Origin of the sequence: Pseudomonas sp. GL-RE-29 (assembly GCF_019947275.1) — a bacterium.
Classification (GTDB): Bacteria; Pseudomonadota; Gammaproteobacteria; order Pseudomonadales; family Pseudomonadaceae; genus Aquipseudomonas; species Aquipseudomonas fluorescens_A.
Genome location: NZ_JAGYGD010000001.1, coordinates 263,589 through 285,147 on the forward strand (window position 1 = coordinate 263,589; position 21,559 = coordinate 285,147).

The 21,559-nt window shown below is 59.7% G+C and carries 15 protein-coding genes; 6 read left to right on the forward strand and 9 right to left on the reverse strand.

Annotated elements, in window-relative coordinates; all coding sequences use genetic code 11:
* Window positions 1-65 precede the first annotated feature (65 nt).
* The 3 genes from fadA to KGB21_RS01285 form a co-directional block, all read right to left on the reverse strand.
* Complete coding sequence (gene fadA / locus KGB21_RS01275; RefSeq protein WP_007933190.1) at window positions 66-1,241, reverse strand: acetyl-CoA C-acyltransferase FadA; 1,176 nt, start codon at window positions 1,239-1,241, stop codon at window positions 66-68.
* Between the two features lie 29 nt (window positions 1,242-1,270).
* A complete protein-coding gene (gene fadB, locus KGB21_RS01280) occupies window positions 1,271-3,418 on the reverse strand; it encodes a fatty acid oxidation complex subunit alpha FadB (protein WP_223503195.1) in 2,148 nt (715 codons plus the stop codon).
* Window positions 3,419-4,051: 633 nt separating this feature from the next.
* Complete coding sequence (locus KGB21_RS01285; protein ID WP_034147903.1) at window positions 4,052-4,489, reverse strand: hypothetical protein; 438 nt, start codon at window positions 4,487-4,489, stop codon at window positions 4,052-4,054.
* 104 nt (window positions 4,490-4,593) lie between these two features.
* On the opposite strand from KGB21_RS01285, the gene KGB21_RS01290 reads away from it, so the two are divergent.
* Window positions 4,594-5,034 (forward strand): universal stress protein, encoded by a 441-nt coding sequence (locus tag KGB21_RS01290; protein ID WP_034147904.1) that lies wholly within the window; start codon window positions 4,594-4,596, stop codon window positions 5,032-5,034.
* Between the two features lie 171 nt (window positions 5,035-5,205).
* Here KGB21_RS01290 and KGB21_RS01295 read toward each other — a convergent pair whose 3' ends face one another.
* Window positions 5,206-7,122 carry an ATP-binding cassette domain-containing protein gene (locus KGB21_RS01295; RefSeq protein WP_034148010.1) on the reverse strand — a complete coding sequence of 639 codons (1,917 nt, stop codon included), beginning with the start codon at window positions 7,120-7,122 and terminating at the stop codon, window positions 5,206-5,208.
* Window positions 7,123-7,335: 213 nt separating this feature from the next.
* Here KGB21_RS01295 and KGB21_RS01300 point away from each other — a divergent pair, with 213 nt between their 5' ends.
* The gene (locus KGB21_RS01300; RefSeq protein WP_034147905.1) at window positions 7,336-9,264 is read left to right on the forward strand and encodes a transglycosylase SLT domain-containing protein; all 1,929 of its coding nucleotides are present in this window, start codon (window positions 7,336-7,338) and stop codon (window positions 9,262-9,264) included.
* Window positions 9,265-9,405: 141 nt separating this feature from the next.
* On the opposite strand, the gene KGB21_RS01305 is transcribed toward KGB21_RS01300, so the two are convergent.
* On the reverse strand, window positions 9,406-11,184 hold the full coding sequence (locus KGB21_RS01305) for an ABC transporter transmembrane domain-containing protein (RefSeq protein WP_411741285.1): 1,779 nt from the start codon (window positions 11,182-11,184) through the stop codon (window positions 9,406-9,408).
* A 261-nt stretch (window positions 11,185-11,445) separates the two neighbouring features.
* Between KGB21_RS01305 and KGB21_RS01310 the strand changes: the two genes are divergently transcribed.
* Window positions 11,446-11,625, forward strand: coding sequence for a PA1571 family protein (locus KGB21_RS01310; RefSeq protein ID WP_034147907.1), 180 nt, complete (start codon window positions 11,446-11,448; stop codon window positions 11,623-11,625).
* A gap of 169 nt (window positions 11,626-11,794) precedes the next feature.
* On the opposite strand, the gene pdxB is transcribed toward KGB21_RS01310, so the two are convergent.
* Entirely contained in the window at window positions 11,795-12,937 is a 1,143-nt protein-coding gene (gene pdxB, locus KGB21_RS01315) for a 4-phosphoerythronate dehydrogenase PdxB (RefSeq protein WP_223503199.1), read from the reverse strand.
* Between the two features lie 249 nt (window positions 12,938-13,186).
* On the opposite strand from pdxB, the gene KGB21_RS01320 reads away from it, so the two are divergent.
* Window positions 13,187-14,596 carry an MATE family efflux transporter gene (locus KGB21_RS01320; protein ID WP_223503201.1) on the forward strand — a complete coding sequence of 470 codons (1,410 nt, stop codon included), beginning with the start codon at window positions 13,187-13,189 and terminating at the stop codon, window positions 14,594-14,596.
* Between the two features lie 108 nt (window positions 14,597-14,704).
* On the opposite strand, the gene KGB21_RS01325 is transcribed toward KGB21_RS01320, so the two are convergent.
* The 3 genes from KGB21_RS01325 to rlmM form a co-directional block, all read right to left on the reverse strand.
* Window positions 14,705-14,926, reverse strand: a complete 222-nt coding sequence (locus tag KGB21_RS01325) for a hypothetical protein (protein WP_155292742.1) — start codon at window positions 14,924-14,926, stop codon at window positions 14,705-14,707.
* 202 nt (window positions 14,927-15,128) lie between these two features.
* A complete protein-coding gene (gene tusA / locus KGB21_RS01330; RefSeq protein ID WP_034148011.1) occupies window positions 15,129-15,380 on the reverse strand; it encodes a sulfurtransferase TusA in 252 nt (83 codons plus the stop codon).
* Window positions 15,381-15,554: 174 nt separating this feature from the next.
* Entirely contained in the window at window positions 15,555-16,628 is a 1,074-nt protein-coding gene (gene rlmM / locus KGB21_RS01335; RefSeq protein ID WP_223503203.1) for a 23S rRNA (cytidine(2498)-2'-O)-methyltransferase RlmM, read from the reverse strand.
* A gap of 210 nt (window positions 16,629-16,838) precedes the next feature.
* On the opposite strand from rlmM, the gene acnA reads away from it, so the two are divergent.
* A complete protein-coding gene (acnA, locus tag KGB21_RS01340) occupies window positions 16,839-19,580 on the forward strand; it encodes an aconitate hydratase AcnA (protein ID WP_223503205.1) in 2,742 nt (913 codons plus the stop codon).
* 345 nt (window positions 19,581-19,925) lie between these two features.
* Entirely contained in the window at window positions 19,926-21,491 is a 1,566-nt protein-coding gene (locus KGB21_RS01345; RefSeq protein ID WP_223503207.1) for a methyl-accepting chemotaxis protein, read from the forward strand.
* Window positions 21,492-21,559 lie beyond the last annotated feature (68 nt).

Here is a 21,559-nt window from a genome sequence, read left to right on the forward strand (position 1 = left end):
AATAAAAATAAATCCGGAAAAACAAAAACCGGGGCACTTGGCCCCGGCTTCCGTCAGCGAAACGCTTAAACGCGTTCGAAGACGGTGGAGATGCCTTGGCCGAGACCAATGCACATGGTGGCTACCCCGAAGGTGCCGCCATTTTGCTTCATCACATTAAGCAAAGTGCCGGAGATACGCGCACCGGAGCAACCGAACGGGTGACCCAGGGCGATCGCGCCGCCGTGCAGGTTAACCTTCTCGTTCATCTTGTCGAGCACTTTCAGATCTTTCAGCACTGGCAGTGCCTGTGCGGCGAAAGCTTCGTTGAGCTCGAAGAAGTCGATATCGTTGATGCCAAGGCCCGCGCGCTTCAGTGCTTTTTGTGTGGCCGGTACTGGACCATAGCCCATGATTGCCGGATCCACACCTGCCACTGCCATCGAGCGAATCACCGCCAGAGGCTGGATGCCCAGGTCCTGTGCACGCTGCGCCGACATCACGATCATGCACGAGGCACCATCGGTGATCTGCGACGAAGTACCCGCTGTCACGGTGCCGCCCTTCGGGTTAAACGCTGGCTTCAATGCTGCCAGGCTTTCCAGGGTGGTTTCCGGACGAATGGTTTCGTCGTAGTCGAACAGTTTCAGGAAACCGTTCTCGTCGTAACCTTGCATCGGGATGATTTCGTCTTTGAACTTGCCTTCCACGGTCGCCTTGTGGGCGAGTTGGTGGGAGCGCACGCCGAAAGCGTCCTGTTGTTCGCGAGTGATGCCGTGCATCTTGCCCAGCATTTCAGCGGTCAGGCCCATCATGCCCGAGGCTTTTGCCGCGTACAGGGACATGTGCGGGTTCGGATCGACACCGTGCATCATGCTCACGTGGCCCATGTGCTCGACGCCACCAACCACGAACACGTCACCGTTGCCGGTCATGATCGCTTGTGCAGCGGTGTGCAGCGCGCTCATGGACGAGCCACACAGACGGCTGACGGTCTGGCCGGCCGAAGTGTGCGGGATCTGGGTCATCAGCGACGCCATGCGCGCGATGTTCCAGCCCTGCTCCAGGGTCTGGTTCACACAGCCCCAGATCACGTCTTCGACTTCGCTCGGGTCAACCTTGACGTTGCGTTCCAGCAGTTTGCTGATCAGGTGCGCCGACATGTCTTCGGCGCGGGTGTTGCGGTGCATGCCGCCCTTGGAGCGGCCCATCGGAGTACGACCGAAGTCGACAATCACGACGTCTCTAGGATTCAAGCTCATAAGTTCACTCTCACTCTAGTTGGGGGCGCTTAACCGAAGAAGCTCTGGCCGTTTTTGGCCATTTCGCGCAGCTTCGCGGTCGGGTGGTACAGCGCGCCCAAATCAGCGTACTGGTCAGCCAGGGCAACGAACTCGGCAACACCGATCGAGTCGATGTAGCGCAGCGCACCGCCACGGAATGGAGGGAAACCAATACCGTAGACCAGACCCATGTCGGCTTCGGCAGCGGTTTCGACAATGCCGTCTTCCAGGCAACGCACGGTTTCCAGGCACAGCGGGATCATCATCCAGTTGATGATGTCTTCGTCAGTGACTTCACGCTGCTCGTAGACGATTGGCTTGAGCACTTCCAGTACCGACGGATCGGCCACTTTCTTCTGCTTGCCCTTCTTGTCGGTCTCGTAGGCGTAGAAGCCCTTGCCGTTCTTCTGACCCAGGCGCTTGGCTTCGTAGAGCACGTCAACGGCCGAGCGACGGTCGTCTTTCATGCGGTCCGGGAAGCCTTCAGCCATCACGTCACGACCGTGGTGGCCAGTGTCGATGCCGACCACGTCCATCAGGTAGGCCGGGCCCATTGGCCAGCCGAATTTTTCCATGATCTTGTCGATACGGACGAAGTCCACACCGGCGCTGACCAGCTTGGCGAAACCGCCGAAGTACGGGAACAGCACGCGGTTGACCAGGAAGCCCGGGCAGTCATTGACGACGATCGGGTTCTTGCCCATTTTCTTGGCGTAGGCAACGGTGGTGGCAATGGCCAGCTCGCTGGACTTCTCGCCACGGATCACTTCGACCAGCGGCATCATGTGCACCGGGTTGAAGAAGTGCATGCCGACAAAGTTTTCCGGACGCTTGAGGGCCTTGGCCAGCAAGGTGATGGAAATGGTCGAGGTGTTGGACGCCAGAATGGTGTCCTCTTTAACCTGGCCTTCAACTTCAGCCAGAACAGCTTGCTTGACCTTAGGGTTCTCGACGACGGCTTCAACCACCAGGTCCACGTGACCGAAATCACCGTAGGACAGGGTCGGACGAATGCCGTTGAGCACTTCAGCCATCTTCGCGGCGGTCATGCGACCTTTATCAACGCGGCCAACCAGCAGTTTGGCGGCTTCGGCCAGGCCCTGCTCGATACCGTGCTCGTTGATGTCCTTCATCAGGATCGGCGTGCCTTTGGAAGCCGACTGATAGGCGATACCGCCGCCCATGATGCCGGCGCCCAGTACGGCTGCCTGCTTCACGTCCTTGGCGATTTCGTCGTAGGCCTTGGCCTTTTTCTTCAGTTCCTGATCGTTCAGGAACAGACCGACCAGGCTCTGCGCGGCAGAGGTCTTGGCCAGTTTGACGAAACCGGCTGCTTCGACTTCCAGCGCCTTGTCGCGACCGAAGTTCGCGGCTTTCTGGATGGTCTTGATCGCTTCAACCGGCGCCGGGTAGTTCGGGCCAGCCTGACCGGCCACGAAACCTTTGGCGGTTTCGAACGCCATCATTTGTTCGATCGCGTTCAGCTTGAGTTTTTCAAGCTTCGGCTGGCGCTTGGCCTTGTAATCGAACTCGCCGGAAATGGCGCGCTTGATCAGTTCCAGCGCGGCTTCCTGCAACTTCTCAGGAGCAACCACAGCGTCCACGGCGCCGACTTTCAGCGCGTCTTCAGGACGGTTTTCCTTGCCGGAGGCAATCCACTCAATGGCGTTGTCGGCACCGATCAGGCGCGGCAGACGCACGGTGCCGCCGAAGCCTGGGTAGATGCCCAGCTTGACTTCCGGCAGACCGATCTTGGCCTTGGTCGACATGACGCGGTAGTCCGCTGCCAGGCACATTTCCAGACCGCCACCCAGAGCGATGCCGTTGATCGCGGCGACGGTCGGGACGTTGAGGTCTTCGAAATCGCTGAAAATCTTGTTGGCTTCGAGGTTGCCAGCAACAAGCTCTGCATCCGGCAGCTTGAAGTTGTCGACAAATTCGGTGATGTCGGCGCCGACGATGAATACGTCCTTGCCACTGCTGACGATCACACCCTTGATCGAAGCATCTGCCTTGATAGCGCCCACAGCCTGACGCAGTTCGTTCAGGGTTAGACGGTTGAACTTGTTGACGGACTCACCCTTGAGGTCGAACTTCAGTTCGACGATGCCACTTTCAAGAGCCTTAACCGTGATGGCTTTACCTTCGTAAATCATCAACTGATCTCCACGATATGGAAGCTGAACAGTACACGTCGGACGCAGGTGAATGGTTCGGCAGGGACGTTAAACGTCGATGCTACGCCTCTCAACCCGGCACACCCGCCAACGCGATAGTCGGGATTCTGTAGGAGCAGTTTGTCGGACAAACGCTCATTTCATACGCCCGTTTGATTTGGGTACGTCACCTTCACGGAATTTCCGACAATTGTCAATCGCCTGAAACATTGGGTTGAAACACGACTTTGCGGTCATTTCCGTACTGCGAAGACCTTCAACAAGCAGATGGATGTGGATCCATTCATAGGATTAATCATTAGAAAAGTCGCCCTAATTCCCGGCAGCCTTTGTTTAACAGGCTAAGCTGGCGGAATCTGGGAAAAATGTGAACGCTGGTGCGAATGCACAGCGTAAGATCAGCCCACACCGAATTTACCGGCCTGCCTGGCCAACCCCGCCCGATGATCCTGTCGGGCTTTTTATTGCCCACAAAAATGGCACGCCCCCTGTAGGAGCTGCCGAAGGCTGCGATCTTTTGATCTTGTTTTTAAAGGTAAAATCAAAAGATCGCAGCCTTCGGCAGCTCCTACAGGGGTAAAAAATTCAGGCAAGCGATTTTAGGGACCGAGTTCACGCGAGCGCCTTGAGCGTGGCGTCAATGTGCTGCAAAACCTCGGCCTCGCCCTTCTCGCCCCAGTACAGAGCGATCATTTGCTTGTCGGCCTCGACTTTGTAGACATTGCCCGGCAATTTTTCGAAATGATTGAGCAGCGCAGGATCCTCACAGGTTTCCTGCCACTGGTTGACCCACAAACCCGGAGATTTTTGCCAGTAACTCCAGCACTTCGGTTGATTGCCCCGTCGCGGCCGATGGTACTGCGCGCAAGGGTTTGGCGGCTCCTGGCCGAGCCAGTGCGGCCACTCCTGAGGCGCCAGCTGCATGGCCAACCCGATGCGTCGAGCCTCCATGCGCAAGGCCATGCGGCCGCTCTGATGGCGGGACGGTCGCAGCCAGGCCAGTGGACTAAGTACCACCAGCAGGATTGACACCACTATCCAGACCGTCATATCTGTACTCCCGATTCTTGATGAGCGCATTCAGTCACTTTGAAACCAATGCGCTTGAAACCAGCCATACTTACCAATATTGCAATCCTCAGGAGGAGCACCTCATGCCCTACAACCACATTCTGGTCGCTGTAGATCTAACCGAAGAGTGCGATCCTGTAATCCACCGCGCTCGCGAGCTCTCGGTGAGCAATGGTGCGAAGTTGTCCCTGGTGCATATCGTCGAACCCATGGCCATGGCCTTTGGCGGTGACGTGCCGATGGACCTGTCACAACTGCAACAACAGCAGTTCGATCAGGCCAAGGAACGCCTCGACCGGTTGATCCTGAAATACCCGGAACTGTCCAAGGAATACAGCCACCTGACTTACGGCCAGCCACGCCAGGAGATTCACCACCTGGCCAAGGAGCAAGGGTGCGACATGATCGTGGTGGGCAGTCATGGGCGGCATGGCCTGGCACTGCTGCTGGGCTCCACTGCCAATGACGTCCTGCACGGTGCGCCTTGCGATGTGCTGGCGGTGCGCCTGCAAAACAAAAGCTGACAGCCAATTCCCTATAGGAGCCGGCTTGCTGGCGATGCGGGCCACACGGACTGCCTGATGCACCGTTGTGATGCCATCGCTAACAAGCCAGTTCCTGCAGGGGGATGGCATTCCATACGAAAAGCCCGACAGTCGAGTTACCGAAGTCGGGCTTTTTTATTGCAAGATCAATCAGGCATCAAGCTCAGCCCAGCGCTCGACCATTACGTCGAGCTCAGCCTGCAACTGCGACAACTGAGCGATCACCGCAGCAGTTTCCGCAGCCGGACGCAGATAGAAGCCAGCATCGGCCATCTGAGCCTCAACGGCAGCGATCTGCTGCTCCATGGCCTCGATCTGCCCCGGCAACGCTTCCAGCTCGCGCTGCAATTTGTAGCTGAGTTTTTTCTTCGCTGGCGCTTCGACCGCTGCCGCGACCGGCGCAGGCTCGGCCTTCACTACAGCTGAATTCAGGTCGGCCTTGCCGGATTTGCTTTCAGTCACGCCCAGCAGGCGCGGCGAGCCGCCCTGACGCAGCCAGTCCTGATAACCACCGACATACTCTCGAACCTTGCCTTCACCTTCGAAGACCAGAGTGCTGGTGACCACGTTGTCGAGGAATGCCCGGTCGTGGCTGACCATCAGCACGGTGCCGTTGAAGGTCAGCAAGACCTCTTCAAGCAGTTCGAGGGTTTCGACGTCGAGATCGTTGGTCGGTTCGTCGAGCACCAGCAGGTTAGCCGGCTTGCTGAACAGTTTGGCCAGCAACAGACGGGCACGCTCGCCACCGGACAGCGCCTTGACCGGCGTGCGGGCACGCTGCGGGCTGAACAGGAAGTCGCCGAGGTAGCTCAGCACGTGGCGGCTCTGGCCGTCGATATCGATGAAGTCGCGACCTTCGGCGACGTTATCGATCACGGTTTTTTCCAGATCCAGCTGATGGCGCAGTTGGTCGAAGTAGGCAACATCGATCTTCGTGCCCTCTTCCACCTTGCCGCTGGTGGGCTGCAAACCGCTAAGCATCAGCTTCAGCAACGTGGTCTTGCCGGTACCGTTGGCGCCGAGCAGGCCGATGCGGTCGCCGCGCTGCAACACCATCGAGAAATCCTTGATCAGGAATGGGCCGCCCGGATGAGCGAAGCTCACATTCTCGAGGACCATCACCTGCTTGCCAGACTTGTCGGCGGTTTCCAGCTGAATGTTGGCCTTGCCGGTGCGTTCACGACGCTCGCTGCGCTCGACGCGCAAGGCCTTGAGTGCGCGCACGCGCCCTTCGTTACGGGTACGACGCGCCTTGATGCCTTGACGGATCCAGACTTCTTCCTGGGCCAGACGCTTGTCGAACAGCGCGTTGGCCGTGGCTTCAGCCGCCAGCTCGGCTTCTTTATGCACGAGGAAACTGGCGTAGTCGCCGTTCCAGTCGATCAGGCCGCCGCGATCCAGTTCAAGAATGCGGGTCGCGAGGTTTTGCAGGAAAGAACGGTCGTGCGTGATGAACAGCACGGCGCCCTGGAAATCCTTCAGCGCTTCTTCGAGCCAGGCGATCGCACCGATGTCCAGGTGGTTGGTGGGTTCGTCGAGCAGCAACAGGTCCGGTTCGGAAACCAGCGCCTGGGCCAGCAGGACGCGGCGACGCCAGCCGCCGGACAATTCGGCGAGGGTCTTGTCGGCCGGCAACTGCAAGCGGCTCAGGGTGCTGTCGACCAGGGTCTGCAAGCGCCAGCCGTCGCGGGCTTCGAGGTCATGCTGGACGTGCATCAACTTGTCCAGGTCAGCGTCGGTGACGATGTTCTGGCTCAGGTGGTGATACTCGGCGAGCAATGCGCCCACGCCGTCCAGGCCTTCGGCGACCACGTCGAACACGGTCCGCTCGTCGGCTACCGGCAATTCTTGCGGCAATTCGCCGATCTTGAGCCCGGGCGCACGCCAAACGGAGCCGTCATCGGGCTTCTGGTCGCCCTTGACGAGCTTCATCATGCTGGACTTGCCAGTGCCGTTGCGGCCGATGATGCACACCCGCTCACCACGGGCGATCTGCCAGGACACCTTGTCCAACAACGGCATAGCGCCGAAAGCAAGGGACACATCGCTGAATTTGAGCAGGGTCATGAGCTTCTCCAAAAACCGGGCGCGCATTCTACCTGACTTGAGGCTTCAGAAGGCCGGCAATTTCACTGTCGAAGCACTCTGCACAACAAATGTTGCGAACTGATGCAGACAGGCCCGCAAAGCTTTCGCCCGTTGCTGGCAAAAGGCTAAGCTACAGTCAATTCAGTGTGGTCATCGCCCGCACTTGTCATGATTTCTCTGCCCGGACGTCTCATGCGCAGTCGCCTCTTCAAGCTTTTATCCTGTTTTTTACTGTCTGCCGCTGCTGTTCAATCCGCCCAGGCGGTGGACCTGTCCACCCAACGCCAGTATTACGATGAAGCCAAGCGCGCCTTGGCCAAGGGTGATACCGGGCCGTATTTCCGTTACAGCCAAGCGCTGGCCGACTATCCGCTGGAGCCTTATCTGGCGTATGACGAGCTGACCGCACGCCTGAAAAGCGCTAGCAACGCCGAAATCGAAAAATTCCTCGCCGAACACGGTGACCTGCCCCAGGCCAACTGGATGAAGCTGCGCTGGCTGCGCTGGCTGGCCGATCGCGGCGACTGGGCGACGTTCGTCAAATATTACGACCCCAAACTCAACTTCACAGAACTGGACTGCCTGAACGCGCAGTATCAGATCAGCCACAACCTCAAGACCGAAGGTTACGCCAACGCCAACAAGCTCTGGCTGACCGGTAAATCCCAACCCGAAGCTTGCGACGTGCTGTTCGGCATGTGGGCCGCCGACGGTCAGTTGACCGAACAAAAACGCTGGGAGCGCACCAAACTTGCCGCGCAGGCACGCAATTACGCGCTGGCCAACAGCCTGGTCAACGGCCTGACCACCCTCGCCCCTCGCGGTCGTTTGCTGATTGATGTGGCGCAAAAACCCGAGCTGCTCAACCAGCCATCGCGCTTCACCCCGGCTGACGAACCGATGTCGGACATCGTCAGCCTTGGCCTGCGTCGCCTCGCCCGCCAGGACCCGGACAAGGCCATGGCGCTGCTCGATAGCTATGCCAGCAGCATGCATTTTTCCCGCGATGAAAAAGTGGCGATTGCCCGGGAAATCGGCCTGACCCTCGCACGCCGTTTCGACAGCCGCGCGCTGGACATGATGACCAAATACGACCCGGAGCTGCGCGACAACACCGTGTCCGAATGGCGCATGCGCCTGCTGCTGCGACTGGCTCGCTGGAACGATGCCTATGAGCTGACCCGCCGACTGCCGCAAGACCTCGCCACCACCAGCCGCTGGCGATACTGGCAGGCCCGCAGCCTGGAGCTGGCACAGCCGCAGAGCGCGGAACCGCAAAGCCTTTATAAAAATCTGGCCCGTGAACGTGACTTCTACGGCTTCCTCGCCGCAGACCGTTCGCAATCGTCCTATTCACTGAATAACAAGCCGCTGGTGATCAGCCAGGCACTGATGAACAAGGTTCGCAACACGCCGGGCATACGTCGCGCCCTGGAATTCCATGCTCGCGGGCAGATCGTCGACGGTCGCCGCGAGTGGTATCACGTCAGCCGCCACTTCAGCCGAGACGAAATGGTCGCCCAAGCCAAACTGGCTTACGACCTGAGATGGTATTTCCCGGCGATCCGCACCATCAGCCAGGCACAATATTGGGATGACCTGGACATTCGCTTCCCGATGGCGCATCGCGAAACCCTGGTCCGTGAAGCCAAAAACCGCGGCCTGCATTCGAGCTGGGTGTTTGCCATCACCCGTCAGGAAAGCGCCTTCATGGACGATGCCCGCTCCGGTGTCGGTGCGTCCGGCCTGATGCAACTGATGCCGGCCACCGCCAAGGAAACCGCACGCAAGTTCAGCATTCCCTATTCGTCGCCGCAGCAGTTGTTCGAACCGGACAAGAATATCCAGCTCGGCGCAGCCTATCTGAGCCAGGTCCACAGTCAGTTCAACGGCAACCGCGTTCTCGCCTCCGCCGCCTACAACGCCGGCCCAGGCCGCGTACGGCAGTGGCTGCGCGGCGCTGATCACTTGAGTTTCGACGTGTGGGTGGAAAGCATCCCGTTCGACGAAACCCGTCAGTACGTGCAGAACGTTCTGTCGTATTCGGTGATCTACGGCCAGAAGCTCAACTCACCACAACCGCTGGTGGATTGGCACGAACGCTACTTCGACGATCAATAATGCCCCTGTAGGAGCTGGCGAAGGTTCGGGCCGCGTTCGGACGATCTTTTGATCCTGGTTTCTTCGCAATAGAAAAATGCCCACATCGATGTGGGCATTTTTTTGAAAGCCAGATCAAAAGATCGCAGCCTGCGGCAGCTCCTACAGGTGGAGGTCGAGTTCGGCCTTGCCATCATTGAACTGCAACGCCGCCAACCGCGCGTATAGCGCATTGTTGGCAATCAATTCCTGATGTGTTCCTACGGCGACCAGTTTTCCTTGGTCCATCACCGCGATCCGGTCCGCGTTTTTCACCGTGGCCAGGCGATGGGCGATGACCAGGGTCGTGCGGTTTTTCATCAGGCTTGGCAGGGCTTGCTGGATCAGGTGCTCACTTTGCGCATCAAGGGCGCTGGTAGCTTCGTCGAGTAGCAGGATCGGCGCGTCGACCAACAGCGCGCGGGCGATGGCCAGGCGTTGGCGTTGGCCGCCGGACAGACCGAGTCCGCCATCACCCAGATGCGTCTGGTAGCCGTTGGGCATGGCCTCGATGAAATCGTGGGCGTAGGCGATTTTCGCGGCTTCCTGAACCTCGGCCAGCGTCGCCGTCGGGTTGCCGTAGCGGATGTTCTCTTCGATGCTGCCGAAAAAAAGCGCCGGGGTTTGCGAGACCAGAGCGAAGCAGCGTCGCAGATCCAGTGGATCAAGACTTGTCAGGGGTACACCATCAAGCAGGATGCGTCCTTCTGCGGGGTCGTAGAAACGTAGCAGCAGGTCATACACCGTTGATTTACCGGCCCCGGAGGGCCCGACCAACGCCAGCGTTTCACCGGCCTTGATAGCCAGATTCAAACCATCGACGGCATAGCTTTCGGGGCGCGACGGGTAGGAAAAGCGCACGTCATGCAGCAGCAAATCGCCTCGCACTCGCTCGGGCAAGGACACAAGGCCTGAGGTTGGAGGCTGGATGATGTTCTGCGCACGCAGCAACTCGGCGATCCGCTCCGCTGCGCCCGCCGCGCGCTGCAACTCGCCGATCACTTCACTCAAGGTGCCGAACGCACTGCCGACGATCAGGCTATAGAAGACAAACGCCGCCAGCTCGCCCGCGGAAATTCGCCCGGCAATCACGTCCATGCCGCCAACCCAAAGCATCACGCCAACCGCGCCCAGCACCAGCACAATCACCAGAGTAATCAGCCACGCCCGCTGGAAAATGCGTTTGCGGGCGGTGTTGAAGGCTTCTTCCACGGTCACGGCAAAGCGCTGTTCGTCTTGCGCCTGATGGTTGTAGGCCTGCACGGTTTTGATCTGGCCCAGGGTTTCGGACACATAGCTGCCGATATCGGCGATCCGGTCCTGGCTCAGCCGCGACAGGCTGCGAACCCGGCGGCCGAAGATCAGGATCGGCGCGATCACCAACGGCAAGGCAACCACCACGATACTGGTGAGCTTGGGGTTGGTGATGAACAGCAGGACGATCCCGCCGATCACCATCAGCAGGTTGCGCAAAAACAGCGACAGTGATGAGCCGATCACCGATTGCAGCAGCGTGGTGTCGGCGGTCAGCCGCGACTGGATCTCGGAGCTGCGGTTGTTCTCGTAGAAGCCCGGATGCAGATAGATGAGGTGATTGAATACTCGGCGGCGGATGTCGGCGACACAGCGCTCACCAATCCACGACACCAGGTAAAAACGCGCAAAGGTGCCAACCGCCAGACCGAACACCAGCAACATGAACAAACCGATGGACTGGTTGAGCAAGTGCGGCGATTGGGTCATGAAGCCCTGATCCACCAGCAGGCGGATACCCTGCCCCATGGATAAGGTGATGCCTGCGGTAACGATCAAAGCCAACAGCGCGCCGAGCGCATGCCAGCGATAAGGCGCGATAAAACGGCTGGCCAGGCGAATCGCACGGCGGTGACGAACTGTGAGCATTGGCATCATCCATGGCGGAGCGTTTGATAAGTTCCAGCGTACACCGCGCTACGGAGTGGAACTTGGTAAATCACAATGAGTCAGGTTAATTATGACCGCCAAGCCTAGGCCCTAGACGCTATTGGTCTAAAGTCCGGGTGGCAACGTTGCGGTATTTCTGGTGGACTGTGGTTGCCGCTTTGGAGAGATCGCAGGGAGTTGTCACAGCCTGGTCACCTGGCGGTTTTACACTAGGCATATAACCTGATGAGGAGACAGGCCATGTCCTTGCAAAACAGCAGCGATGACAAGATTCAGGTGATCCGTACGCAGCCAGACCAGTCTCTGGGTTGCTCGATTATCGATGAACAGGGCCACGAAGTACCGATCACTGAAAACATGATCCAGCAAGCGTGCAGCGAGCTGGAGAAGCGATTGGTCAAGCCTGCCGAACAAAAGTGATGTAGCCACCGTCTTCTTGACCCGGCCCCTGTTGGCCGGGTTTTTTATGCCTGCAGAATCATGCTTTTGTAGGAGCTATCGGAGGCTGCGATCTTTTGATTTTTCTTAAAAAAACAAGATCAAAAGATCGCAGCCTTCGGCAGCTCCTACAGGGGCGCGTGGTTGATCTTTAGATTATGGTTGCGCCCAGCGCCGCGACAATCTTCTGCAACTCAGGCGCATCGCCGTCGATCCGCACCTGCAACCCGTCGATTTCACGCCGCGATGGGTAGTTCTTGCGCAACACATCGAACGCCCCACGCTGCTCGCTCACGCTGCCTACAAGGCTGCGGCGGAAATCCGCGTCGTCACGGCGCGGGTCGTATACGCCACGGCACAACATCGCCAGCGCCCAGGCCGGGTCCGTCTGGGCACTCAAGGTCACTTGCGACAGCCACGGGGCCGGCAGCAAATCGCTCAAGCTGACGCGGGCCGGTTGACCGAGGAAATCGCAGAACGCCTGATAGATCTGCGCCGTCCCGCGTTGTTTGCCGTCCAGGCTGTAACCGGCAATGTGCGGGGTTGCCAGCACGCAGAGTTCGGCCAGCGCCACGTCGACTTCCGGCTCGCCTTCCCAGACGTCAAGCACCGCTTGCAGGTCCTCACGCTCCAGCAACACATCGCGCAGTGCGGCGTTGTTCACCACCGGACCGCGACTGGCATTGATCAGCCATGTGCCCGGTTTGAGTTGGTTCAGGTGTTTTTTGTCGAACAGGTGCCAGGTTGACTGAGCGCCCTGCTTAGTCAGCGGCGTGTGCAGGCTGATGACGTCGCACTGCTCGATGATCTGCTCAAGGCTGACGTAGTCGCCACCTTCAGCGGCTTGTCGCGGCGGATCGCAAACCAGTACGTTCCACCCTAACCCTTGCAGGACCTTGACCAGCCGCCCGCCGACTTCACCGGCACCGACCACGCCGTAAGTACGTTGCGTCAGGTCCGCGCCTTCGATTTCAGCGAGGGTCAGCAAGCTGCCGAGCACGTAGTCAACCACGCCCCGGGCATTGCAACCCGGCGCGCTGGACCAGGTGATGCCGGCCTGTTGAAAGTAATCCAGGTCCAGGTGATCGGTGCCGATGGTGCAGGTGCCGACGAAGCGCACCTTGCTGCCCTCAAGTAACGCGCGGTTGACGTTCGTCACCGAACGCACCAGCAACACATCGGCCTGTTCGACGGTGGCGCGGTCGATGGAACGCCCCGGAACCCGGCGGATTTCACCGAAGCCTTCGAAGAAGGCGTCAAGCAGGGGGATATTTTCGTCGGCAACAATCAGCATGGCAGGCTCCTTTGGCGGATCGGCAGTGTAGGCGCAGATGACCTCCACCGCCTATACCCCTGTAGGAGCTGCCGAAGGCTACGATCTTTTGATCTTGTTTTTAAAAAGCAAAGTCAAAAGATCGCAGCCTTCGGCAGCTCCTACAAAAGAACCGGTGATTACAAATCCCCAACACAGGTCTTTTCCTGACCGATGCGTCAACGCGTAGAATGCGCGCCTGCGCATCAAAATCTTTTGGACGTTTTGCCCTTGAATTCCGTGACTGACCGCCCCGCTGCTATCTCCCTCACCCGCCCGGCCCGGGTTCGCCTGGAGCTGAAAAATCTGCTCGCCCTGGCGCTACCGATCATGATCGCGCAACTGGCGACCACCGCGATGGGCTTCGTCGATGCGGTGATGGCCGGCCGGGTCGGCCCGCGCGATCTGGCAGCGGTGGCGCTGGGCAACTCGATCTGGGTCCCGGTGTTTCTGCTGATGACCGGCACCCTGCTGGCCACCACGCCGAAAGTCGCCCAGCGCTTCGGCGCCGGCACCCACAGCGAAATCGGGCCGATCGTGCGTCAGGCGTTGTGGCTGGCACTGGTGGTCGGATTGATCGCGACCGGCATGCTGTTCAGCGCCGAGCCGATCTTGCACCTGATGAAGGTCGACCCCGAACTGATCGGCCCGTGCATGCAGTATCTGCACGGCATCGCCAGCGGATTGCCCGCCGTGGCTTTCTACCATGTGCTGCGTTGCTTCAGTGACGGCATCGGGCGTACCCGTCCGGCGATGGTGCTGGGGCTGTGCGGCCTGGCGCTGAACATCCCGCTGAACTACGTGTTCATTTATGGCCACTTCGGCGTGCCGGCCATGGGCGGTGTTGGCTGCGGCTGGGCCACGGCGATCGTGATGTGGGTGATGGCGCTGGGCATGGCCGGTTGGGAGCGTTGGGCGCCGGCTTATCGGTCGAGCGAGTTGTTCAGCCGTTTCGACTGGCCACAATGGTCAGTGATAAAGCGCTTGCTGGGCATCGGTTTGCCGATCGGGATCGCGGTGTTCGCCGAGTCGAGCATCTTTGCCGTGATCGCCCTGCTGATCGGCAGCCTCGGCGCCACGGTGGTGGCCGGGCATCAGATTGCCCTGAACGTCAGTTCGCTGGTGTTCATGATCCCCTACTCCCTGGGCATGGCCGTCACGGTGCGCGTCGGTCAGGCGCTGGGGCGTGAGGAGCCACGCGAAGCGCGGTTTGCCGCAGGTGTCGGCATGGGCACCGCGCTGGCGTACGCCTGCCTTTCGGCGAGCATGATGTTGCTGCTGCGCGAGCCCATCGCCGCGATCTACACCGCAGACCCGACAGTGATCCATATCGCGGCGATGCTGATTGTGTATTCGGCGCTGTTCCAGTTTTCCGACGCGATCCAGGTCACGGCGGCCGGCGCGTTGCGCGGTTATCAGGACACTCGGGTGACGATGATCCTGACCCTGTTTGCCTACTGGGGCATCGGCTTGCCGGTGGGTTACGCCCTCGGCCTGACAGACTGGCTCGGCGAGCCGCGTGGCCCGAGCGGTCTGTGGCAAGGATTGATCGTCGGCCTGAGTTGCGCGGCACTGATGTTGTCGATCCGCCTTACGCGCAGCGCGCGCAAGCGGATCCGTATCAGCCATTCGGCAGGGTAATTCGAACCTGTAGGAGCCGGCTTGCTGGCGATGGCGGCAAATCGATCAACATCGTTGTCGCCTGCCATATCGCTATCGCTGGCGAGCCAACTCCTACAGGGCTCGGTGTTAATCGCGTTTGAGCCATTCGGCAGGGTAATTCGAACCTGCAGGAGCCGGCTTGCTGGCGATGGCGGCGGATTGATCAACATCGTTGTCGCCTGCCATATCGCCATCGCTGGCAAGCCAGCTCCTACAGGGCTCGGTGTTAATCGCGTTTGAGCCATTCGGCGGGGTAATTCGAACCTGTAGGAGCCGGCTTGCTGGCGATGGCGGCAGATTGATCAACATCGGTCTCGCCTGCCAAATCGCTATCGCTGGCAAGCCAGCTTCTACAGGGCTCGGTGTTAATCGCGTTTGAGCCATTCAGCGAGGTAATTCGAACCTGTAGGAGCCGGCTTGCTGGCGATGGCGACGGATTGATCAACATCGTTGTCGCCTGCCAAATCGCTATCGCTGGCAAGCCAGCTCCTACAGGGATAACCGTTGTTGGTTAATCGAGTTTTTTGCGGATCCAGTACAAATAGGTACCGGCGTCTTCGTGTTGACCGACCAATTCGTGGTCGAGAAACACGCAGAATTTAGGGATGTCGCGACGGGTCGACGGGTCGGTGGCGATCACTTTCAGCAGGCCGCCAGGCACCAGGTCGCGGATGTGCTGGTGCAGCATCATCACCGGTTCCGGGCAGTTGAGGCCGGTGGCGTCGAGGGTGCCGTCTACCGGCGTATCGATCATTTCACTCATGATTGGCTCCTGAAACTTGCCAGCATTGTCGCGCATTGCCGGGTGTTCGGTCATCTGTGGCATTACGCCGCCCCCCTGTAGGAGCTGCCGCAGGCTGCGATCTTTTGATCTTGATCTTGAAAAGCCAAGTCAAAAGATCGCAGCCTTCGGCAGCTCCTACAGGGGCCGTGTAACTTAACGGGATTTTGGTTTTTTCACGTCGAGCCGGCGCAGGTGACAGGTTACTTCTTCACGGTCGTGGTACAGCTGTTTGCAGCCGATCTCGACCTTGATGCCCCGCGCTTTGAAGCCGTCGGCGATGCGTTCCAACAGGCGCTTCACTTCCGCGTAACGCTGTTTCATCGGCAACTTGAGGTTGACCACCGCTTCGCGGCAATGGCCCTCGCCAATCCACTCTTCAAGCATCGCGGCGTTGCGCGCCGGTTTCTCGACGATGTCGCAAACCATCCAGTCCACCGGTTGCTTGGGCTTGAAGGTGAAACCGTCGGCCATCAAGTGCTGCACCAGCCCCGTGTCCATCAAGCTTTCGGCCATCGGGCCGTTGTCGATGGCGGTCACCAGCATGCCGCGATTGACCAGTTGCCAGGTCCAGCCGCCGGGTGCGGCGCCCAGGTCGACGCCGGTCATATCGCCATGCAGGCGCTCGTCCCATTGGTCACGGGGGATGAAGTGGTGCCAGGCTTCTTCGAGCTTCAGGGTCGAACGGCTGGGCGCCTCACGGGGGAACTTCAAACGCGGGATGCCCATCGGCCACATCGCCGAGTTGTTCGACTCCGCCAGGCCCATGAATACTTCACGACCGCTCTTGAAGGTCAGCAGCAAGCGCGGCTTGTGGGCGTCTTCCACCAGCTTGCCGGCGGCCATCAGCGCCTTGCGCAGGTGAACTTCGAATTTCTTGCAGAAGTTCGACAGTTCCTTGCCGTCGTTGGTATCGACCATTTCCAGCCACAGGCTGCCGCACAGCGGAAAGTCCGCCATGTGGGCGAGGATCACGCTGATGCGGTCGGTTTCCGGCAAATCAATGAAAATCCCGCGGGCCCACTGGCGCGGGAAAATCAGTTGATCGAAACGCTGACCGCGCATCAGGCGTTCGGCGCCGTCTTCTTCGGTGCAGACAAATTCGGCGCAGGCGCTGGCGGTCTTGGCCTTGGCGTAACCGGCCACGTTCAGCCGTGCGGCGAGGTCGGAAATCTCGGAACAGACTTCACCTTCGAAGCCCGGCCGGCAATGCATAAAGAGGGTGTTCATTGAATCTCCTGGGCAATCGGCAAGGAATTAATGCGCAAACTTGCCCTGTAGCAAAGCCTGTCACGAAAACCGGCGCATGATAGCCGACTTCGGAACCTCGGACTTGCCCATAGAGTCCAGTTATTAGCCAGCTACTGAAAACAGGGCTAGGTTTAATGCTCTGCCCGTCCCCTCAGTCCGTAGCCGTGCGGACTCAAAGGAGTGATCGTAATGCCGTCCCTTGATAGCTTGAACACCCTCAAAACCCTGCAAGTCGATGACAAGACCTACCACTATTTCAGCCTGCCGGAAGCCGCCAAGAGCCTGGGCGATCTGGATAAGCTGCCGATGTCGCTGAAGGTGCTGCTGGAAAACCTGCTGCGCTGGGAAGACGAAAAAACCGTCACCGGCGCCGACCTCAAGGCGATTGCCGCCTGGCTCAAGGAGCGCCGCTCCGACCGTGAAATCCAGTACCGCCCGGCGCGGGTATTGATGCAAGACTTTACCGGCGTGCCCGCCGTGGTTGACCTTGCTGCCATGCGGGCGGCGATGGCCAAGGCCGGCGGCGATCCGCAGCGAATCAACCCGTTGTCGCCGGTGGATCTGGTGATCGACCACTCGGTGATGGTCGACAAGTTCGCCACCAGTAGCGCCTTCGGGCAGAACGTCGACATCGAAATGCAGCGCAATGGTGAGCGCTACGCGTTCCTGCGCTGGGGCCAGAGCGCCTTCGACAACTTCAGCGTGGTGCCACCGGGCACCGGCATCTGCCACCAGGTGAACCTGGAATACCTCGGCCGCACCGTCTGGACCAAAGACGAGGACGGCCGCACCTACGCCTTCCCCGACACGCTGGTCGGCACCGATTCCCACACCACCATGATCAATGGCCTCGGTGTGCTCGGCTGGGGTGTTGGCGGCATCGAAGCAGAAGCGGCGATGCTCGGGCAACCGGTGTCGATGCTGATCCCGGAAGTCATCGGCTTCAAACTCACCGGCAAACTCCGCGAAGGCATCACCGCCACCGACCTGGTGCTGACCGTCACCCAGATGCTGCGCAAGAAAGGCGTGGTCGGCAAATTCGTCGAGTTCTACGGCGACGGCCTCGCCGATCTGCCGCTGGCGGACCGCGCGACCATCGCCAACATGGCCCCGGAATACGGCGCCACCTGCGGCTTTTTCCCGGTGGACGACGTGACGCTGGATTACCTGCGCCTGTCGGGCCGCCCCGTTGAGACCGTGAAACTGGTCGAGGCCTACAGCAAGGCTCAGGGCTTGTGGCGCCTGCCCGGTCAGGAGCCGGTGTTCACTGACAGCCTGGCGCTGGACATGGCCACCGTCGAAGCCAGCCTCGCCGGACCGAAGCGTCCACAGGATCGGGTCTCGCTGCCCAACGTCGCGCAAGCGTTCAGTGACTTCACCGACCTGCAATTCAAACCCACCAGCAAGGAAGAAGGTCGACTGGAAAGTGAAGGCGGTGGTGGCGTCGCGGTCGGCAATGCCGATCTGGCCGGCGAAGCGGACTACGAGTCCGAAGGTCAGACCTATCGGCTGAAAAACGGCGCCGTGGTGATTGCTGCGATCACCTCGTGCACCAACACTTCCAACCCGAGCGTGATGATGGCCGCCGGGCTGGTGGCGAAAAAGGCTGTGGAAAAAGGCTTGAAGCGCAAGCCGTGGGTGAAAAGCTCGCTGGCGCCCGGCTCGAAAGTCGTCACCGACTATTACGAAGCGGCGGGCCTCACCCAGTACCTCGATGAATTGGGTTTTGCGTTGGTCGGGTATGGCTGCACTACTTGCATCGGCAACTCAGGGCCGTTGCCGGAACCGATCGAAAAAGCCATTCAGAAAGCCGACCTGACCGTGGCTTCGGTGCTGTCGGGCAACCGCAACTTCGAAGGCCGGGTCCATCCGCTGGTGAAAACCAACTGGCTGGCCTCGCCTCCGCTGGTGGTCGCGTTTGCGCTAGCCGGTACGGTGCGCATCGATATCAGCAGCGAGCCTCTGGGCGAAGACCACGATGGCAATCCGGTGTACCTGCGGGATATCTGGCCGAGCAGCAAGGAAATCGCTGACGCAGTGAGTCAGGTCAACACCGCCATGTTCCACAAGGAATACGCCGAGGTTTTTGCCGGCGACGAGCAGTGGCAGGCGATCCAGGTCCCGCAAGCGGCTACCTATGTCTGGCAAGCGGATTCGACCTACATCCAGCATCCACCATTTTTCGATGACATCGGCGGTCCGCCGCCGGTGGTCAAGGACGTGGCGGGGGCCAGAATCCTTGCGCTGCTCGGCGACTCGGTGACCACCGACCACATCTCCCCGGCCGGCAACATCAAGGCTGACAGTCCGGCAGGCCAGTATCTGCGCGACAAAGGCGTGGAACCGCGGGACTTCAACTCCTACGGCTCCCGGCGCGGCAACCATGAAGTGATGATGCGCGGCACCTTTGCCAACATCCGCATCCGTAACGAGATGCTCAGCGGTGAGGAAGGCGGCAACACGTTCTACATTCCGACCATGGAGAAAATGCCGATCTACGACGCGGCGATGCGTTATCAAGCCGCGGGCACACCGCTGGTAGTGATTGCGGGCCAGGAATACGGCACCGGATCGAGCCGTGACTGGGCCGCCAAGGGCACTAATTTGCTCGGAGTGAAAGCAGTCATCGCCGAGAGCTTTGAACGGATTCACCGTTCCAACCTGGTGGGCATGGGTGTGCTGCCGTTGCAGTTCAAGCTCGATCAGAACCGCAAGAGCCTGAATCTGACCGGCAAGGAAACCTTGGATATTCTTGGCCTGACTGGCGTAGAGCTGACCCCGCGAATGAACCTGACCCTGGTCATCACCCGTGAAAACGGCAGCCGCGAGAAAATCGAGGTGTTGTGCCGGATCGATACATTGAATGAGGTGGAGTACTTCAAGTCGGGAGGGATTTTGCATTATGTGTTGCGACAGTTGATTGCGTCGTAAGCGCTTGCTGACACAGACACCGCCTTCGGGCGGTGTTTTTATTTGGGACGCCACCAATACAATCGCCTGCCTCTGGTCAAACTTTTTTCTGTGGGAGCGGGCTTGCCCGCGATAGCGGAGTGTCTAGCAGCACATATGTTGAATGTGCCGGCCCCATCGCGGGCAAGCCCGCTCCCACAAGGACTGAGGCTACCCGCAGATTCGCTTTGAGTTGTTCACGTATCCGATACCTCCCAGCTGACGCAAGAGTCATTTTGCGACGCACCACTGATTATCAAAAAATAACCTCAACAAATCCCCGCCGACGCCGATACAGCACTTGATAGCCTTGCGGATTAATAAGCCATGCGTAACAACCAGCCAATTACACAACGCGAACGGACCTTTCCGGCCCAGCAACGGTTGATTTCCACCACCGATGCCAAGGGCATGATCACCTACTGCAACGACGACTTCGTCGAGATCAGCGGGTTTTCTCGTGAAGAACTGATCCGCGCGCCGCACAACCTGGTGCGTCACCCAGACGTTCCGGCCGCGGTTTTCGCGCACATGTGGGCGACACTGAAACAAGGCTTGCCATGGATGGGCATTGTCAAGAATCGCTGCAAGAGCGGTGATCACTATTGGGTCAACGCCTATGTGACGCCGATCTTCGAAGGCAATCAGGTGATCGGTTACGAGTCGGTGCGGGTCAAGCCCACCGCCGAGCAGATCCGCCGCGCCGAAGCGCTCTACCAACGCATCAATCAGGGCAAGTCGGCCATTCCTTCGACCGATAAATGGCTACCGGTCCTGCAGGACTGGCTGCCGTTCATTCTGGTCAGCCAGCTGAGCTTCATGATCGGCGCCTCGCTCAACTCCCACTGGGGCTTTGCCCTGGCTGCCGGGCTTTCGGTGCCGTTGGGCTTGATGGGCCTGAGCTGGCAACAACGCGGGCTCAAGCGCTTGCTGCGCCTGGCCGAGCAGACCACGTCCGACCCGCTGATCGCGCAGATGTACACCGACAGCCGTGGCGCCCAGGCACGCCTGGAGATGTCGATCCTCAGCCAGGAAGCGCGCCTGAAAACCTGCCTGACCCGTCTGCAGGACACCGCCGAGCACCTGACCGATCAAGCGAAGCAGTCCGACAACCTGGCCCACAGCAGCTCTACCGGCCTGGAACGTCAGCGCGTCGAAACCGAGCAAGTGGCCACCGCCGTCAACCAGATGGCTGCCACCACGCAGGAAGTCGCCAGCCACGTGCAGCGCACTGCCGACGCTACCCAGCAAGCCAATTTGCTGACCGGTCGCGGGCGCGAAATCGCCGGGGAAACCCGCGAAGCCATTCAACGCCTGTCGGTGGTGGTTGGCGAAACCGGCCTGACCGTGACTCAATTGGCCAAGGACAGCGATGAAATTGGCGGTGTGGTCGATGTGATCAAAGGCATCGCCGACCAGACCAACCTGTTGGCACTGAACGCGGCCATCGAAGCGGCCCGTGCCGGCGAGATGGGCCGTGGCTTTGCGGTGGTGGCCGATGAAGTGCGGCAACTGGCGCAACGCACCAGCGAATCCACCGGGCAGATTCACGCCCTGATCGCCAAGCTCCAGCAGACTGCAGGCACGGCGGTGCAAACCATGGAAGCCGGGCATCGCCAGGCAGAAGAAGGCGTGGCGCGGGTGCTGGAAGCGGACCAGGCGCTGGTGGGGATCAGCGAAGCGGTGGCCAACATCACCGACATGACCACCCAGATCGCCGCTGCGACCGAAGAGCAAAGCGCGGTCGCCGAAGAGATCAGCCGCAACATCAGCAACATCTCGCACCTGGCTGACCAGACTTCGGAACAGGCGCAGAACTCGGCGTTGCTGAGTGAAGAGCTGACCAAGACGGCGAATACCCAGTATTCGTTGGTGGAGCGGTTTAACCGCTAAAAAGATCGCAGGCTGCGCCAGCTCCTACAGGGATCACAGTCCCCTGTAGGAGCTGCCGAAGGCTGCGA

What these genes read in the sequence shown, in the direction of transcription:
- fadA (WP_007933190.1), bottom strand. Translation starts at nt 1,241, where the DNA reads ATGAGCTTGAATCCTAGAGACGTCGTGATTGTCGACTTCGGTCGTACT.
- fadB (WP_223503195.1), bottom strand. Translation starts at nt 3,418, where the DNA reads ATGATTTACGAAGGTAAAGCCATCACGGTTAAGGCTCTTGAAAGTGGC.
- KGB21_RS01285 (WP_034147903.1), bottom strand. Translation starts at nt 4,489, where the DNA reads ATGACGGTCTGGATAGTGGTGTCAATCCTGCTGGTGGTACTTAGTCCA.
- KGB21_RS01290 (WP_034147904.1), top strand. Translation starts at nt 4,594, where the DNA reads ATGCCCTACAACCACATTCTGGTCGCTGTAGATCTAACCGAAGAGTGC.
- KGB21_RS01295 (WP_034148010.1), bottom strand. Translation starts at nt 7,122, where the DNA reads ATGACCCTGCTCAAATTCAGCGATGTGTCCCTTGCTTTCGGCGCTATG.
- KGB21_RS01300 (WP_034147905.1), top strand. Translation starts at nt 7,336, where the DNA reads ATGCGCAGTCGCCTCTTCAAGCTTTTATCCTGTTTTTTACTGTCTGCC.
- KGB21_RS01305 (WP_411741285.1), bottom strand. Translation starts at nt 11,184, where the DNA reads ATGCTCACAGTTCGTCACCGCCGTGCGATTCGCCTGGCCAGCCGTTTT.
- KGB21_RS01310 (WP_034147907.1), top strand. Translation starts at nt 11,446, where the DNA reads ATGTCCTTGCAAAACAGCAGCGATGACAAGATTCAGGTGATCCGTACG.
- pdxB (WP_223503199.1), bottom strand. Translation starts at nt 12,937, where the DNA reads ATGCTGATTGTTGCCGACGAAAATATCCCCCTGCTTGACGCCTTCTTC.
- KGB21_RS01325 (WP_155292742.1), bottom strand. Translation starts at nt 14,926, where the DNA reads ATGTTGATCAATCTGCCGCCATCGCCAGCAAGCCGGCTCCTACAGGTT.
- tusA (WP_034148011.1), bottom strand. Translation starts at nt 15,380, where the DNA reads ATGAGTGAAATGATCGATACGCCGGTAGACGGCACCCTCGACGCCACC.
- rlmM (WP_223503203.1), bottom strand. Translation starts at nt 16,628, where the DNA reads ATGAACACCCTCTTTATGCATTGCCGGCCGGGCTTCGAAGGTGAAGTC.
- acnA (WP_223503205.1), top strand. Translation starts at nt 16,839, where the DNA reads ATGCCGTCCCTTGATAGCTTGAACACCCTCAAAACCCTGCAAGTCGAT.
- KGB21_RS01345 (WP_223503207.1), top strand. Translation starts at nt 19,926, where the DNA reads ATGCGTAACAACCAGCCAATTACACAACGCGAACGGACCTTTCCGGCC.